The organism is Peristeroidobacter agariperforans (assembly GCF_004138335.1).
Taxonomy (GTDB): Bacteria; Pseudomonadota; Gammaproteobacteria; order Steroidobacterales; family Steroidobacteraceae; genus Steroidobacter; species Steroidobacter agariperforans.
In genome coordinates this window covers 1-14,152 of the sequence record NZ_RYFW01000002.1, presented here as the reverse complement: position 1 = coordinate 14,152, position 14,152 = coordinate 1, and the positions used below count along the sequence as shown (strand labels likewise).

The window sequence follows — 14,152 nt, the reverse complement described above, 5'->3', positions numbered from 1 at the left end:
GATCAACGTGGGTTATTTTCGATCGATCCGTGAATTGCGCCAGTGGCTCGCCGCTGTGCGTACGAGACTCGCCGTCGCCGGCCTGTTCTCGTCATGGAGTATTTCGACGCGATTGATGGTCGCGTTCGCCAGCGTCGCGGTGCTCGCCGCCGCCGCAAACTTCATCGCCGAGCGCAGCGCTGCGATCGTCGCTCCCCCGATCGTTGTCGCGACTCCGGCGCCGCCCAAGCCTGTCACTGAGGTGGTCGCGGCCGCTGCACCTGTTATCGAGACTCCCGCGCCCGTCGAAACGCTGTCGGGCGATGAGCTGATCCGCAGCATCGAACGTTTCGACGAGTCGGTCTACTCGGCGGTGCAGTCCAGCTCGGTCGAAGCTCAAGCCCGCTATCGCCAGTTCGGCAAAGAAGTGGACCGCGTGACCGCGCAGTTCATGGAGCGCGCGCAAGCACTAGGCAATCGCTCTTACAAATCCGTTCCGACCACGATCCAACAGCACAAGCGCAACGCTGAGCGTTGGATCCAGCTGGCGCAGGATCGTCGCCAGCTGCTGCGCGAATATTCGGAAACGCTGGAGCAGATGAACGGGCGCGTGAATGCGTCGCTCGACGGTGCGTTCAAGATTTTCGGACGCGTGGTCGCCCGGCAATCGCTCGTACAACTCAACACCAGCTTGAGCGGGCTGCGCGACAGCTTTGCCGCCGCCGTGCGCTCTTTCAGCTCGGCGCCGGAGGTCTACGATCGCATCGGCAAAGCAGAAACTGCTTTCGCGCAGTCATTACAAGACAATGCCAAGAGTCTGCGGCGTGCCGAGAGCGATGAGTGGTTTGCGGAGATGGAGAGGGACTTCGTCAGGCTGACTACGCTGCGCGTGGCGCTGGTGAAGACACATCAGGATTTGACGACCACCGCCAACAGTTTCGTCGCTCAACGAAACAAACTGCTGGCGCGGATGCCGAAGGAGCCAGCTGTCCAGCCCAAAGCGCAACCGTCACGCACGGCGACTGTCGATGCAGCGGCCGCGCCTCTCACTGAGGATGCGGTACGACAGACAGCACCTGTTGAGGCAACTGCGCCGGCACAGCCAGTGAGCACCGGCGCTGTGTCCACTATGACTCCGACAATGCTCTCGGAGGCCGAGGAGTCAAGCCGCGCCGTCGTCGCATGGATCAGCATCGCCGTTCTCGTGCTGCTCTTGTGGATCTCGATCGCTACCGTACGCAGCGTCGTGCTTCCGGTGCGGCGCTTGATCGCCGCCTCGGAAAAAATCGCGGCCGGCGAACCCGACGCTCGTGTCGTGCGCGGCGGTATCAAGGAGCTCGACTCGCTCGCTGTTGCCTTCAACAACATGGCCGAGCGCTTGAGCCAGGCTCAGGTCGCCGCACTCGACGCGCACCATCAGCTCGAAGAGAAAGTCGCCGAGCGCACGCGCCAACTCCAGGAACTGGCGGAAGTCGATCCGCTGACCGGCCTGCCCAACCGACGGCAACTGTTCAAACTGCTGAATGCGAGCCTGAAGCGCGCCTCGCAGACGAACCGCCGCGTCGGCGTGTTGTTCCTCGACGTGGACAATTTCAAGAACATCAACGACAGCATCGGCCACTCGTTCGGCGACCGCGTCCTGCGCGGGATCGCGCAACGATTGCAGACCGCCGCTCAGCCGCTGGGATTCGCAGCTCGCCTGGGCGGCGATGAGTTCACTGTCATCTGCGAAGACGCGCGCGATCTCGAGCAGATCCGCGCCGCGAGCGAGCAAATCATTCGAGAGTTCCAGACGCCGATCGATGTGGACGGCCGGGAGTTGATCATCGGCGTGAGCGTCGGCGCCAGCATTTATCCCGATCATGAGCAGGACGCCGAAGCGTTGCTGATCGCAGCGGACACCGCGCTATTCCACACGAAGGCTTTGGGTCGCGGCCGCGCGAGCATGTTCACACCAGAGCTGCTGGCTCGGGCCTCCAACAAATTCCGCGTCGAGCAGGACCTGCGCCGCGCGATCGAGCGCGACGAGTTCGAACTGTTCTTCCAGCCCGAAGTGGGCATCGAAGATCTGCAGACGCAGCTGGTCGAAGCGCTGATCCGCTGGCGCACGCCCGATGGCCGCTATATCCCGCCCGGCGAGTTCCTGAACGTCGCCGAAGAATCCGGGCTCATCATCGAGATCAGCGATTGGGTGTTACGTACCGCGATTCGTGCGGCGGCCGAGTGGCATCGCGGTCCGTGGCCGCAGGCGCGTGTGGCGATCAACGTCTCGCCGCGACAGCTGCTGGATTATCGATTCGTCGATCGCGTGCGCGAACTGCTCGCCGAATTCGATGTGCCGTCCCGTTGTATCGAGATCGAGCTGACCGAGTCGGTGCTGCAAACGGGACGATCTACGATCGAGCAGCTGCATCGCTTGCGTGCGCTAGGCATTGCGATTGCGCTCGATGATTTCGGCACAGGCTATTCATCACTGTCTTCACTGGAGCGCTTGCCGCTGACGCGGGTCAAACTCGATCGCAGCCTCATCGAAAGCATCGATACGAACGCGCGGTCGCGTTCCATCGTTCGCGCCATGATCGATATGTGCAACGGCCTGGGCCTGCAAGTGACCGCCGAAGGCTTGGAACGGGCCGAGCAGTTCGAGCGCTTCCTCGGCTGTAAGAATCTCTCGCTGCAAGGCTATCTGCTGTCGCGACCGGTCGCGATGGACCAGGTGTTCACGGCTATGGCCAACGCCGCGCAGCGCGCGCAAGAGCTGGTGCTGCTCTCCAAGCCCAACGCGGTTGCCGCCGTCATCAAACAATTGCCCACAGCGCCGAACCGCTCGGCGAGCGCATAAAGAAAAGCCCCGCACTTGCATGCGGGGCTCTTGTTTCAAACCAACCTCAGCGAGGGGCTGTCGATCAGTCAGCGCTCCACGGGAAGGTGGTGGCGATCGTGAAGATCACGCGGCCTTCGTTGTTGAACACGTCGTCGCGGACGACCGCATCGGTATCGGTGTCGACGTATTTCAATGCCAGGTTGAACTGGTTGATCGTGTAGCCAACGCCGAGCGAGTAGTCGATCGTCTCGTCGCCAATGGCGTCCCAGTAGTCGCCCCAGCTGTAACCGACGTGCGCCAGGACCGAGAAATTCTGCGGCAGCGGGAACGTGCCGTTGGCTTCCAGGTAGAAGCCCTCGGTATCGCCCGGCGTGCTGTCGCCGCCGAAATCGTTCGAGAACCACAGCTTGCCCTTGAACCAGTCCTTGCTGACGCTGCCGTAGGCTTCGAAATAATTGAAGTCGCTTTCGTCAGGATAGGCGTAGTACACGACGCCCACGTCGTAGCCGAGACCGCCTTCGCTTTCGCCGGCAAAGCCGGTGTACAGGTCGACTTCGAGGTCGACATCGGCTGCGCCGAAATCCACGTTGCTGCCCCAGGCGCCGAGGTACCAGCCGCTATCCGCGGCATAGTCGACGCTGCCTTGGACTGCAGGATCCTTGGCCGACTGAGAGTTGCCGCGGAAGTCGTAGTCGTTGGTCAATGTCCAGGTCGATGACACACCGGCGTTGGCCACCGTCGCCGCCCCGAGCAACCCGAGTGCCGCCAGAATCCTGAAATTTCGCATGGGTCTCCCCTTTGTGGTGAGAAAGAAACATGCCGAGCCCGGCATGTGGTTAGAGTTTACTTTAGTCGGCCAGATTCCCGCCAAGCTGCGGCAGAAAAGCCACAAGCGCGTCCACGAAGTCATAATGCAGCAAGCATGCCAGGGCGCCCAGAGTGGCCGCCCTCACCTCACAGCCCAGCATTGGCGCGGGCCTGTATACCGAAGACTCGGAGTCGAGAATCGCTGCTAGTGCCCGCAGATGGGGCAGACCGCCCCAGATTGGAGCAGCGCTCGGATGCCCTGCACTAAGCCGGCTCGTAAATCACATACAGCTTGGCGGTAGGCTCGAGCACCTCCCATACCCCGGCGAACCCAGCAGGAATGACGAACGAGGCCCCGGCGGAGAACGTCCAGCCGCGGCCCGATTCGTGCTCGATGCGCACGCGGCCGCGGGTGATATAGCAGAACTCGTTTTCAGAATAACGAACCCGCCACTTCCCTGGCGTGCTCTCCCAGACACCTGCGAAAAAGCGGCCGGTGCTGTCGCTGAAGTAGTTGCGCGCGACCTGTTCGGGATGGCCGGCGATCAAACGATCGGCGGGCGGCTTGGAGTGCGTGGTCTCGGGAGCGGTCGCACCGAAGTCCACGATCAACGAACTGGCGATTTCGGACATTACGATGCTCGCTAAACACATTTCAGGAACCCGGACTGTAGAAGGTGACAGAGGTCATGGCTACTGCAAATGTCGTGAAGAAAGCGGCCGGTGGCCTGGGCCACCGGCCGTATACACGAGCATCACTCGTTACGAGCCACCGCAGAGGTGGCTGTGGGGCGGATGGATAGACTCACCCGACGCTCCCACGCATACGCCTCGAGATCTCCTTGCGGCGCCGTAGTCAGATCCGAGCCATGAGCAGACAACTGAATCTGCTCCGGCGCAGCACCGCCACGAATCAAAGCCTCCCGCACTGCATTCGCACGCTCCAGCGACAGCTCGAGATTCTTCTCGGACTTGCCGCGCGGATCGGCGAAACCGTGCAGCTGCACTTCCAACTCACCGTGCAGCGCGAGCAGCTTGCCGAGGTCCTCCAGCTTGCTCACCACATCGGCATCCATACTCGCGTCGTTCGTACGGAACAACACATCGGCGTGCAGCCGCTGCGCCAGCGCGTCGAGCATTTCATCGCCACCGGTACGCTCGCTGGCCTTGGCCAGCGCGATGCGCGTGTCGATCAACTCCTGCTCGAGCTTCTGCGACTGCTCTTCCACCTGCTTGGCGTGCAACTGCGCACGATTCGCCGTGCCGACGCTGTCGCCGAGAATGCCGCCGAACATGAAGCCCACCGCCGCACCGATCGGGCCACCGACGATGGCGCCCGCCGCCGCGCCGCTGAACATGCCGACGCCTTCTTCCTTCGTGAACTTGTTCTTTTCACCCGCGTGAGCCGCACCCGCACTCATCGCCAGGGCCACCGCAGTAACCAACACTTTCTTGAACATAGTCGCGCTCCTCATCGAACCCCCGTCGTTGCTCCCCTCGTGGGAGGCGGGTGACGTTTGCCCGTGAGTGCTATTCAAGGCCCGGATGCGGACGCAATCCGTGGTGCGCTATGGCGAGGCAGCGAAGGAATGTGGCGAATTGTGGCCGCGGACGCCGCTCTCGATGGGCCGCGCTTGACGCGCCTGTACGTCGGCTCGTTATCCGCCGCAAAGCAGGACACGAGCAACGCCGCAGCGGATGAGTATGAGCGCCTCCGCTGAGACGATCGGCGAGGTCAACTTCAACGAGACCGCCTTTACGGACATCCAGAACAACTCCAGCGTTACTGATCGACGCTGCCGAACTCACAAGGCAGGGACGGCCCGCTCTCTCGAGCGAGGAACGATCTTTAGAGATTGCTGCTGAGATGGCCGCCGTCGACCACGACAGTGGCGCCACTCATATAACTCGACGCATCCGAGGCCAGCAGCAGCAGCGGCCCCTCCAGCTCTTCGAGCTCGCCGAGCCGTCGCGACGGCATGCGCTTGATCATCGCCAGGCCCCCATCGGTATCGAAAAATTCTTTGTTGATGTCGGTCGCGAAATATCCCGGCGCGATGCCATTCACGCGAATCTTGTAACGCGCGAGCTCCAACGCCATCGATCTCGTGAGCTGAGTGAGCCCCGCTTTCGATGCGGCGTACGGCGCGATCTGCCCGGCCTGCCTGAAGCTCAAAATAGATTCGATATTGATGATGCTGCCGCCCTTGCCGCCAGCTTTCATCCGCCGCGCCACCTCGGTAGCAACCAGAAACGCGCCGCGCAGATTCACATTCAACACGGCATCGAAATCTTCCTCGGTCTGCTCCAGCAACGGCTTGCCAATCGACACACCCGAGTTATTGACGAGCACATCGATGCGCCCCAATGCTTGCTCGATCGCTTGCACCGCCTGCCGCACCGATGCGCTGTCAGCCACATCGAGCTTCGTCGTCGCAGCCACCCCGCCCGCTTCGCGAATCTGCGCCGCGATCGACTCCAGTGCGTCCACCCGGCGGGCAGCCAATCCCACCTTCGCCCCTTCACTCGCCAGCACGCGCGCGAAATGAGCGCCGAAGCCGCTCGACGCGCCGGTGATCAACACAACTTTGCCCCGCACTGAAAATCGCTGGCTGTTACTCATGGACCTACCCCCCTTGAACGCGGGGACTGTAGCAAACCAACCTTGCGGAAAAGCGATGGGAAGCGACCTGGACAGGCGCTCCCCGGCGCAGCGTTCGCTGCGGTTATGAGGCAAAGCCGGCATTTTCGCCCCAGAAGGCGCATTCCCCGGCCGCTCGTCTTGACACCCCGGACGCCCCCCTGGAGAATCGCCGCCCCCGCTTCCCGGGAACCGCCATTCGCGCGGCCCCACTGGCGGAAAACGGCTTGGAAAGGTAGCTCAGCCGGTTAGAGCACGGCACTCATAATGCCGGGGTCGAGGGTTCGAGTCCCTCCCTTTCCACCATACATTTCCCTTAACATTCCGCGAGTTACGCATTCGTAGCGTGGTTCCAGTGCCAATCCAGTGCCAAAACGCTGGGTGGGCGGAAGAGACGCTTGGGGATCGACCTCTAGTGTCGGCTCGGCCGGGCCCGTGAGCAATGTTGCTGGCCTCCTCTCCATGGCCTGCCGGATCGCCTCGATGTCCTCCTGCTGGGAGCCATCGATCCAGGTGGCATACGTGTCGAGCATCGTCTGCACGCTGTGCCCGTGCTGCTTGGCGACCCACAGCAGATTCTTGCCCAGCATCAGGTTCCAGCTCACGAACGAGTGGCGGGCGTTGTACGGTTCGCGGTATCGACCCTTGACCGTCATGCTCAGCGACCAGCGCCACCGGTCGTAGGGATGTCTGATAAGCCCGAAGGGTTTGCCATTCGCGCGGAAGAACAGATGGTCGTGTTTGATTCGTCCGGCCTGCTTCATTCGCTCCCTCAACGCGAGTTGGCGCTTGAGGACTTCGAGCGCTCGCGGGCATAGCTCGACGATTCGATCGACGCCGGTCTTGGTGCGATCCTTGTCGCGGTTCATCACGCGAGCCTTGGTGACCTTGAGCTTGCCCTGCTCGAGATCGCAATCCTCGACGAGCAGTGCGAATTGCTCCGAGGGACGCAGGCCCGTGAAGAAACGAAACTCATCATAGTTGCCCTGCGCCTCGCCCCAATCACGGTGGATCGCAGCGATCAGCGCTTCGGCCTCTTGAATCGAGAATGGATCCGGGGCCGGGCGATCTTTCTTCGTCAGGCGAAAGCACTTGAGCACAGACGCCGGGTTGCTCTTCCCGGGATGATCGCGATAGCCGTACTCGAACGCGCAGCGGATGACGCTGACGATGTTGTTGTGGGTCTTCTTCGAGATCTCCAATTTCGCATCAATGATCTTCGCCAACGTCGAATACTTCACCTCTTCGAAGATCAGCTCGCCGATGGCGGGCCGCCAGGTCGACTCCAGGATCTTTCGATAGCTCTCCACCGTCGCGAATGCGAGATCCGTCTTCGCCATGCGCGCTTCGTTGTGCACCATGAACTCATCGAAGACTTGGTTGCAAGTTCGCGGCGCTTCGACGGGAGCGAATGTATGGAGATCGCGGAACTCCGGAAACTCCTCAGCGAACACGAACGTTCCGAGCGCGATTCGGCGCTTGATCTCTTTAAGTTGGACGTGCGCGCGCCGCAGGTTGGCCTCGGATGGAATGCGCTTGAGCGTGGGCCGGTAGCGCCGGCCCTGATACTCGAAGTCGAACTGGATGCGATCCGGTCCTTTGGCGCGCACACCAACCGTTAGCGACTTTCTACCCACCGATGATATCCCTGCATGTCGATCATGATGTGGCCATCCGGCGCATGCCGCCAGACTTTGCCCTCCTGCCAGTCACCGCGCTCAATCTTCCGTTCCATCGCCTTGACGGTGTAGCCGGTGAGCAGATGGGCGACGGGAAGCAAGACGTAGCGGGCTGGCGCGAGGACCATCCTCTCTGTTGTGGCGATAGCAATCTCATTGGGCACAGCAGACATGGCGAGTTACCTCCACGATGTGTTGGCGGCTGAATCACTGATGGCGCGCCTGATGCGGCAAAACATTCCAAGAAAGATTCTGTCGATTGCTCTATCCATGATGACCTCACCATTGTTCCGAGCGCCTGGAGCCGCGTTTTCACGAGTACAGCCTTGTTCATCCGCGCACCGAAGTCACTATCGAGTTTCGCGGAAAATTCGGCCGATATAGGCGGTAAAACGGAGTCGCTGTTTCGCCGATATATCGGCGAAACTCGCCATCGTTCAGGTTTGCCTTTCGCATGCTCCGCTGTGCCTCCGCGAACGTCACGCGCCAACTCGCCGCCGGGCGGCAGTCGATTTGTTGTGCTCCTCCAGCACGTCGAGGATCCGAACGACAAAGCGCTGCTGTGTTTTGGATAGCGCCTGGAGACGCTCAGCGTGGCGCATCGCTCTCGGCGAAAGACGCCGCTTCCTGGCCGGCGGCTCTGCAGCGAAGCCGAGGAACTGGTCGATGTTGAGGCGGAACAGCTTTGCGAGCCGTTCGAGAACGAGGACGGAGATCCGCCTGTCGCCGATTTCGTAAGCGAACACCGCCTGCTGGGAGACACCGATCGCGCGAGCCAACTCCGCTTGCGTCATGCCTCGTGACTTTCGTAGCTGCGTGACTCGTTTGCCGAGCGCAGCGAAGTAAGCGCGACTTTCCTTTTTGATCTGGGGCGACTTCGGTGCTGCGGATTGCGTGTCGCTCATTTGTGCGCTCCACGCCCTCTACGCCGCACCACCGGGGCCGGCATCACCCGAGGCTGCCTTGCTGGGCGGTGGGCCGAACTCGCCGGCTCTGAAGCGCCTGACGATCTTCTCCAGCGCATCGACCGACTCTGCAATCAACCTCGCGATGACATGAGCCACGTCAGCGTGCATCGTTCCGTCATCGTCATCGGAGTACAGCAACACGTCGTACAGACACCGGGCCATCCCCTGAACCTGCATGAGATTGGTGCGCTCCGCTTCGATGAGTTCTTCGAGAGTGCGGCCGGCGGGAAGTGCTTCGTAGGTTTCCTTCTCCGCCATGAGTTGTTACCTCTTGCGGAGCGGTGTGCTACACAACCGCTCGATGGCTTCTGCGCCACCGATTAGTCGTTCGTGGAGGGCCGCCTGCCCCTCGTGGCATTGCTGAGCCGCGTCGCGAAGACCGTCGGCGACGAAGAGCGCTTCGGTGACGTCATCGTTCGCTGCTTCGCCAGTGCTTGAGCTTGCGAAGAACTTGCTTCGGGTCATGAGGATCGCGTGTATTAGGAGGCGGGTGCGCCGGAGCGATGCCACATCACCCTGGGATCGGCACCATGACTCGGTCTGCCGCACGCTGGCGAGCAGCGCATTGAGCCCCATGCTGAGGACGACCATGTCTTCGCGGGTGGCGCGGGTCATGACTCGAACCTCGCGCAAGGTTTGCCGGTCTGTGACCTGAGCTGGCCTAAACGGTTGTTAAAAGATACTGGCGAGTAGTTGCGAACGCATTCTCGCCGCCGGTTCATGGCCGCGCCCTGCCCGATGAACTTCGGCGGAGCACGGCAAAGCCGCTTGTTCTGTGAGATACACACGCACCTACCCGCGCTAGCGTCGGGTGCGCCATAATGAAGGTAGCCATAACTGCCTCGAAGCAGGCGTTGTGGTTAGGCCCTCGTCGATGTTTCCAGCATCGGCGGGGGCCGCCTTACGCGGATGCGATCCGCGCGGACACACTATTCCTATAGAGGATCACAAGTCCAGTGCTTTGGCCCGCCTGGATGCTAGCAACTCGTCCGCTCGGATGCTCCGTCGGACGCAAATTCCGAGGCTCTCGACACCGATACCAGCATTCGTTTGCCCTGGGGAATGCTTGCGTTTCGAACCCGGAAGTTTCCCAACACCAACGGACGAATGCTTAGGCGTGCTTTCTCTGGAACTCCTGACGAGAAGCTTTCAGTTTTAATTGCGCGACCTTGTCGTCGAGCGAGTAACCCGAGGTCTTCTCCAAGTGCTCCTCGATTCTAGCGAGAATCTTAGGATAGTCCCGATGGAACGTTCGATCCGGCGACTCAATCATGGCTTCTACGATCTCAGACAAACCAAGGAACGCTTCTCGCCAAATGTCTAGCTGCACGACATTGAGAGCTTCGATTTGCTGGGAGATGGTCGCGTTTATTTCAGTATTTTCCCTGTTGAGGGCGACTCTCCACTGCCCATGAGCGACCTTATTTCGCACCAGACTCGGGTCTTCGATGTAAGTCCTAACGAGTTTTTCGAGTCGCTTGCGGATATTAGGCACATAACTCCCAGTCTGCTTACCGACCTTCGCAGCTGCCAACTCAATGCACTTCTTCCACGCGTTGACAATGCTGGAATGCTGAGCACTTTTTATCTGCTCGATTTCTGAGAGATCAAATCCGTGTGGCGTATGGACAAGCTTTGATAAGACTGCCTCCGACCAAGCGCAGTAAACAAGAGCTAGTGTCTTCGTATGAATTCGTGCTGAGGATTGCTGATCGCTCACAAGATCGGCATGGATGCTTCTCTTGAGGTGCCGCCAGGCAGTATCAAGCTCTTTGACGTTTAGAACTTGCGCTTGGAAAATTCTTAGTTGATGTTCGCGGTTCATGAGTCAATGTCGGCAAAGAGCACTGCTCGATAACAATGCGCTTTGCCGACCTGGAATCGAACCAGGATCTCCTGCCGCCAGCGGCAAGCGCCTTTCCATATTAGGCTATCGGCCCGAGCGCATTCTAGCCAAAGCCCACGATGTCGTGGCAACAAACTTTCGTGAACTGCGTCGCGAGCCCAGACCTAAGCGCAGCGAACCGCACACCGACTGCGCCGCGATTCGGAACTGTAGGCGAACCCAACTGGCCGAATTGAGAATCGATAATCTGACCTACGTTCGCGTGCGACCCAACAGCGGACGCTGGACCTAGTTCACGAAACTCGATGCTTCTATCCTGCTCGGCGCCTGCCGACTACTCACGCTTGAATCGCCAGCGCAGGGCCAGCAATGACAGCGCGAATAGCGCCGTCGTCAACAATGACTCAATCGTCGCAGCTACCTTCAACGCGTTTGGCCAATTGGTCGACCAGGGCAGTTCTGTCGTTCGCCAGACCCAAAAGGGATTGACCACTTGCTGCAGACTAAAGGTGAGACCGCATACAAGCCGCTCGCCATCAAACGGTGCTGAAAGAGCGATCGGCCAGCTGATCCATGCCGCATACATCGTGCCGAACACCAGCATCGTCGCGAGCAACCAAGCGATCGGCCGCCAGAAGTTGACTCCGTAGGCACTTAAGCCATCGTAGAGCGCGGAAGCCATGTTTTCCCAGCGGGTTTGCCGTCCAAGAATGCGGCGTAGGGTCTTCTGCTCGAGCGCGTAAAACATCGCCTCCTCGCTCCGCGCGTTGTTCGACTCCATTGCCTGGCGAAGCGTTCGGTAAGCGGCGGCCGCATCCTCACTTTCTCTGTCTTTGAATGCGTGGATTAGCGGAAGCCGGGTATCCTGATGAAGCGTCGCCCCATGAAACTCCGGCGCCTGAAAGAATTCACAGGTCGAAAAATTTGTGGTGGACCCGAAGGTGCGATTGGTGAACAACACTGCCCCTCGAAAGCTCGTGCCTTGAAAACCGATAGCGTTCAGTGCGGCGCTCTTATCTTCCGTACTCTCAGGTGCTGAAAAGTCCGCCTGCTTTTCGAACGCGCAATCCTCGAACATTGCCGGACCGACAAACCGGCACGTGAATCGCGCGCGCTCCTCAAAACGACTTCCGCTGAAATCCGCCGCAGCGCAAAGGACGGCGCGGCGCAAATCAACTCCTGACCGGAAATGACAGCCCTTTGAAGTGAACTTTCTATTCGCCTCGCCCGAGAAGGACATCGCGCCCGAGAAGCAAGATCCTGAGCAATCAATCTCCGCGCTGTATTCACCCTCGGCATGAAACCGCCCTTCAAACGTAGCCTCCTTGAGTTCGAGATCCGCAGCGAAATTCCCCGATGGCTTGAGCGTGAAGCTATCTTTACAGCGAATTCCGTTGAAGCGGACCACATGCTTCCCGCCCTGAGTAGCGATGTTGATATTGGCGCTCCCGTCGAAACGTGCCTTTGAGAAATCCAGTGCTGCCTTGGCGCTTGCCCGAAACTCGAACTTGTCCTTGAAATGAGCTTCCGAGAAGCTCGCGTCAGATCGAAATGTACATTGATCAATTTGTACGGGCGCTGAGAAAACCGTCCCGCTGAAATGCCTACCGCCGCCAAAATGCGAGGCGCGAACGATGAGCTGCGCTAACACAGCATTGCCGAATGATACGTCGCGAGGAATCACGACACCGGCGAGATCGACTGGCGTGTTTGATTCCACACAACGGGCAATGACCGAGTTCAAGGCTCGTTGGACGACCGGCGTGCGCAAATCGCTCCAGCTCGCTTCGTCATCCGGACTAGAGTGAAGCACGCAGCGTGCGCCCGCTTCCAGTTCGGCATCCGAGAAGCCAAGATTGCAGCGATCATCACCTATCCTGAATTTGCACGGCATTCTTATTTCCTACGAGAAGTGCGTACAGCAGTGTCTTCGTCGTTTTTGGTAACAATCAACGGGCTGACCGCGAACGCCCCAGGGCTGCGCACAAATCAAACGCGATTCACTGCGCCGTTCCGCTCAGTTGTGCTCGCTAAGGCGCAAGCGCCATGCCAGCTAGCACCGTCGCTGCTCTAACGCGCCCTAGCCGACGTGCCTGCACCAGTAGCTCCGCTGCCTGACAGGATTATCGCATGCCACATGCCACATGCCGACTGCACAAGAGTGCGCAATACTGCCGGCCAGCATGAGGGGCCAGGGTTTACGCCTTGAGACGCTTCCGCATCGGGTCGATACAAGACATCCAGGCAGACCGGAGCGCAGGCCCACGGGTCGTCAATACTAACGAACAAGCGGCTTGTCTTTCGACCGAACCTGGCGTGAATGCTCGATCAGCTCTTGCGCCAACCACGCGTTCTCTGTGCGCGGCGGCGGCATTTGGTTGACGAATCTCCCCACAAGATCCGCGAGTTGATGCTGGCCCTCAACGAGCAGACGCTCCCGAATGGCATTCCACCCGGTCACTACCTCCCTTCTTGTCTGCTGCAGCCGTGCAGCGCCAGATCCATCGAACGAGCCAGTTTTCAGCTCACGGGCGACCCCGCGCACTCGCGCCGACATGTGTGACGACTCGCCTCGCTGAGTCGCTCTGAAAATCGAATCCAGCTTCGACGCCCGGCTCTGCCCGCGAACGCTTCGCTCGGTCGCATTCGCCTCCACCCCATGCGCCCGCAGGTGGTGCGCAAACTCCTGGCGCCAGTGCCGCAGCGTGGCCTTGTCAATATTGAGTCGCACGCCGGCTTCACTGACGGCCTTCACGACCACATGCACATGCGGGTGGGGCTCGTCCGTATGCAGCACCATCGCGTATCGATGCTGAAGCCCGAACTCCTCTCGGGCGAAGTCGCGGACGGCCGCGAGCACCTTCTTGGGCGGCGTGCCGGCCGGCATGGAGAAGATCAGCTTGTGGACCAGCTTCGGTGCGGCTCGCCGATTCGCAGCGAACAGATCCGGCCGCTCTCGATCTTCGTCCAGGTCCAAGTCCCAATCTTGGATCAGATGCCACCCAACGCCCCGGCCACTCAAACGCTCGCCGTCGTCTGTCTCGATCTCAAAGTCACCCCGCCTGCCGATGTAGTTGAAATGAGCGTTGACGCCATGACTGGTGTTGGCACCACCGCCGCCGGTCACCTTTACCATCACCTCGGGCGTGTGGCGCACGGTGCGGGCGATGAGCGCCACCTCTGCGGCGGACAACGGGTCCCGCTGTCCCGGCCCTCGGCGAGCGTAGCTCGTCAAATCCCATATGGCTCCGCCACGATCAAGATGGAACGCTGTCATGACCGACGGTAATCCCCCCGTTTATAGCTGCAGCCAGAAGTGGAAAGGAACTAAGCAGCCATCGCCAACTTCTGTATCGGCGTGAACCCACCTAGCGCCATGTTGGGACGCTCATTGTTGTACGTCCAGAG

At 60.2% G+C, this 14,152-nt stretch carries 12 protein-coding genes, 1 tRNA gene and 1 pseudogene; 2 read left to right on the top strand and 12 right to left on the bottom strand.

The features are described from left to right. The first annotated feature begins 55 nt into the window (after nucleotides 1-55). Entirely contained in the window at nucleotides 56-2,821 is a 2,766-nt protein-coding gene (locus EK373_RS13970) for a putative bifunctional diguanylate cyclase/phosphodiesterase (RefSeq protein WP_129643803.1), read from the top strand. Between the two features lie 64 nt (nucleotides 2,822-2,885). On the opposite strand, the gene EK373_RS13965 is transcribed toward EK373_RS13970, so the two are convergent. From EK373_RS13965 to EK373_RS13950, 4 genes are all read right to left on the bottom strand, one after another. After that, nucleotides 2,886-3,590 carry a TorF family putative porin gene (locus EK373_RS13965; RefSeq protein ID WP_157994364.1) on the bottom strand — a complete coding sequence of 235 codons (705 nt, stop codon included), beginning with the start codon at nucleotides 3,588-3,590 and terminating at the stop codon, nucleotides 2,886-2,888. Nucleotides 3,591-3,874: 284 nt separating this feature from the next. Continuing rightward, the gene (locus EK373_RS13960; RefSeq protein ID WP_129643797.1) at nucleotides 3,875-4,243 is read right to left on the bottom strand and encodes a cupin domain-containing protein; all 369 of its coding nucleotides are present in this window, start codon (nucleotides 4,241-4,243) and stop codon (nucleotides 3,875-3,877) included. Nucleotides 4,244-4,365: 122 nt separating this feature from the next. Next, nucleotides 4,366-5,070, bottom strand: a complete 705-nt coding sequence (locus EK373_RS13955) for an OmpA family protein (protein ID WP_129643795.1) — start codon at nucleotides 5,068-5,070, stop codon at nucleotides 4,366-4,368. Between the two features lie 389 nt (nucleotides 5,071-5,459). After that, nucleotides 5,460-6,233, bottom strand: a complete 774-nt coding sequence (locus tag EK373_RS13950) for an SDR family NAD(P)-dependent oxidoreductase (protein ID WP_129643792.1) — start codon at nucleotides 6,231-6,233, stop codon at nucleotides 5,460-5,462. Between the two features lie 247 nt (nucleotides 6,234-6,480). On the opposite strand from EK373_RS13950, the gene EK373_RS13945 reads away from it, so the two are divergent. Continuing rightward, nucleotides 6,481-6,557 (top strand) — tRNA-Met (locus tag EK373_RS13945). A gap of 269 nt (nucleotides 6,558-6,826) precedes the next feature. Here the strand turns inward: EK373_RS13945 and EK373_RS34275 are convergent. The 8 genes and pseudogenes from EK373_RS34275 to EK373_RS13895 all read right to left on the bottom strand — a co-directional run. Next, nucleotides 6,827-7,861 (bottom strand): annotated as a pseudogene (locus EK373_RS34275) (Arm DNA-binding domain-containing protein); the annotation flags it as partial. Between the two features lie 8 nt (nucleotides 7,862-7,869). Beyond that, nucleotides 7,870-8,103, bottom strand: coding sequence for a hypothetical protein (locus EK373_RS13930; protein WP_198683336.1), 234 nt, complete (start codon nucleotides 8,101-8,103; stop codon nucleotides 7,870-7,872). Between the two features lie 306 nt (nucleotides 8,104-8,409). After that, a complete protein-coding gene (locus EK373_RS13925) occupies nucleotides 8,410-8,835 on the bottom strand; it encodes a helix-turn-helix domain-containing protein (RefSeq protein ID WP_129643789.1) in 426 nt (141 codons plus the stop codon). Between the two features lie 18 nt (nucleotides 8,836-8,853). Further along, entirely contained in the window at nucleotides 8,854-9,156 is a 303-nt protein-coding gene (locus EK373_RS13920; protein ID WP_129643786.1) for a hypothetical protein, read from the bottom strand. 6 nt (nucleotides 9,157-9,162) lie between these two features. Beyond that, nucleotides 9,163-9,513, bottom strand: a complete 351-nt coding sequence (locus EK373_RS13915) for a hypothetical protein (RefSeq protein ID WP_129643783.1) — start codon at nucleotides 9,511-9,513, stop codon at nucleotides 9,163-9,165. A 496-nt stretch (nucleotides 9,514-10,009) separates the two neighbouring features. Next, the gene (locus EK373_RS13910) at nucleotides 10,010-10,723 is read right to left on the bottom strand and encodes a hypothetical protein (RefSeq protein ID WP_129643780.1); all 714 of its coding nucleotides are present in this window, start codon (nucleotides 10,721-10,723) and stop codon (nucleotides 10,010-10,012) included. Nucleotides 10,724-11,078: 355 nt separating this feature from the next. Continuing rightward, nucleotides 11,079-12,638, bottom strand: coding sequence for a pentapeptide repeat-containing protein (locus EK373_RS13900; RefSeq protein ID WP_129643777.1), 1,560 nt, complete (start codon nucleotides 12,636-12,638; stop codon nucleotides 11,079-11,081). A gap of 384 nt (nucleotides 12,639-13,022) precedes the next feature. Beyond that, nucleotides 13,023-13,937 carry a relaxase/mobilization nuclease domain-containing protein gene (locus EK373_RS13895; RefSeq protein ID WP_157994362.1) on the bottom strand — a complete coding sequence of 305 codons (915 nt, stop codon included), beginning with the start codon at nucleotides 13,935-13,937 and terminating at the stop codon, nucleotides 13,023-13,025. Nucleotides 13,938-14,152 lie beyond the last annotated feature (215 nt).